The sequence below is a fragment of the Pseudomonas sp. sp1636 genome (genome assembly GCF_030376615.1).
GTDB lineage: Bacteria > Pseudomonadota > Gammaproteobacteria > Pseudomonadales > Pseudomonadaceae > Aquipseudomonas.
The window spans coordinates 1-874 of record NZ_JARRAB010000047.1 but is presented as its reverse complement, the minus strand read 5'-3'; the positions used below and the strand labels follow the sequence as shown (position 1 = coordinate 874).

Below are 874 nucleotides of genomic sequence, written 5' to 3'. Positions count from 1 at the left end.
TAGCGTGTTCACCGGCGCCCACGGCAGCCTGACCATCAGCGCCTACAACGCGGCCACTGGGGTGGCCAGTTACAACTATGAGCTGACCAGCCCGACCACCGATGGTCCGGGTATCGAGAGCGACACCTTCACGCTTAGCGTGTCGGACGGCACGGCATCCTCGGCGCCGGCCAGTATCGTCATCGAGATCGTCGACGATGTGCCGCATGCGGTGGATGACAGTAACAGCATCGCCGAAGACACCCTTACCCCGATCACCGGCAATGTGCTGACTAATGACCTGCACCCCAACGGCCAACCGGGCGCGGACACCCCGACCAGCTTCGTCAGTTGGAGCAGCACCGCGGCCACTTACGGCACCTTCAGCGACACCGGCAACGGCACCTACAGCTACAGCCTGAACAACGCCAACCCGGCGGTGCAGGGTCTGGATGCGGGTGAGAGCCTGAGCGAGACCTTCAGCTATACGATGCAGGACGCCGATGGCGACACTGATACTGCGACCCTGACCATCACCATTACTGGCAGCAACGATGTGCCGAAGGTAGTGGTCGATCCGGGCAACGACGGCGCTAACGATCGAGTCTTCGAAGCCGGCCTGTCCCAGGGCTCGGACGCCGCCAGCAACAGCGAATTCGCCAGCGGCAGCTTCACTCTGAGCGACGCCGACGGCCTGGATGACCTGCAGAGCGTGACCATCAATGGCGTCACCGTGGCCATCGGCAGCCTGGCCGGCAGCCAGTTCATCGGCGCCCACGGCAGCCTGACCATCAGCGCCTACAACGCGGCCACTGGGGTGGCCAGTTACAACTATGAGCTGACCAGCTCGACCACCGACGGCCCGGGTATCGAGAGCGACAACTTCACGCTCAGC

Annotated in this window: 1 protein-coding gene; it reads left to right on the top strand. The window is 63.6% G+C overall.

Annotated elements, in window-relative coordinates:
- Nucleotides 1-874, top strand: an 874-nt coding sequence (locus tag P8H27_RS20515) for a VCBS domain-containing protein (RefSeq protein ID WP_289639600.1), incomplete at both ends; no start/stop codon positions are given.